Origin of the sequence: Pseudomonas sp. EA_65y_Pfl1_P113 (assembly GCF_963970525.1) — a bacterium.
In the GTDB taxonomy this organism is placed as follows: Bacteria; Pseudomonadota; Gammaproteobacteria; order Pseudomonadales; family Pseudomonadaceae; genus Aquipseudomonas; species Aquipseudomonas tritici.
Window position 1 is genome coordinate 1 of record NZ_CAXAQM010000192.1, and the last position, 664, is coordinate 664.

At 64.2% G+C, this 664-nt stretch carries 2 protein-coding genes; both read right to left on the reverse strand.

Annotated features, from left to right (window positions below; all coding sequences use genetic code 11):
- On the reverse strand, window positions 1-183 hold a 183-nt coding region (locus tag AACY52_RS29070), incomplete at its 3' end, for a glutaredoxin domain-containing protein (RefSeq protein ID WP_339561180.1).
- A 58-nt stretch (window positions 184-241) separates the two neighbouring features.
- Window positions 242-664, reverse strand: a 423-nt coding sequence (locus AACY52_RS29075; RefSeq protein WP_370468064.1) for a ComF family protein, incomplete at its 5' end; no start/stop codon positions are given.

The following is a 664-nucleotide window of genomic DNA, read 5'->3' on the forward strand; positions in this document are numbered from 1 at the left end:
ATCATCGATGAAAATCTGCGGAACGGTGGTGCCGCCATTGGCGCGCTCGAGCATCTCGGCGCGCTTCGGGCCACCCATCGTAATGTCATATTCCTCGGGCGTGACGCCCTTCGAGGCGAGCAATTTCATCGCGCGCGAGCAATACGGGCAGAAGGCTTTGGTGTAGATTTCGATCTTTGGCATTGCCAAGAAATGTGGGGTGCACTGGTCTTTGTCAATGTCGGGGTCAATGTCGGGCGCATCAATCCGCCGAATCGAGCACCCGCGCCCAGCACAGGATCGTCACCTTTGCCGCGCCCGCGCGCAGCAAGGCGGCGGTGCAACCGTCGGTTGTCGCGCCGCTGGTGTAGATGTCGTCGATCAACACCACCGACTTGCGGCGCAGCTGCGCCTTCGGGTCGATCACGCGGAAAACCCCGGCGACGGCCCGGGCGCGCGCCTTTGCCCCCATCGCGCGCAGCGGTGGCGTGGCCTTGACGCGGCGCAACAGCATCGGATCGTTTGCGACACCGCTCACGCGGGTTAACGCGGCGGAAATCAATGCGGCCTGGTTGAAGCCGCGCGACCATAAACGCCAGCGGTGGAGCGGCACCGGCACCAGCATATCGGCATCGTCCGGCAGCAACCGCGCCATTTGCCGACCGACCGTCTCGGCAAAGGCGGT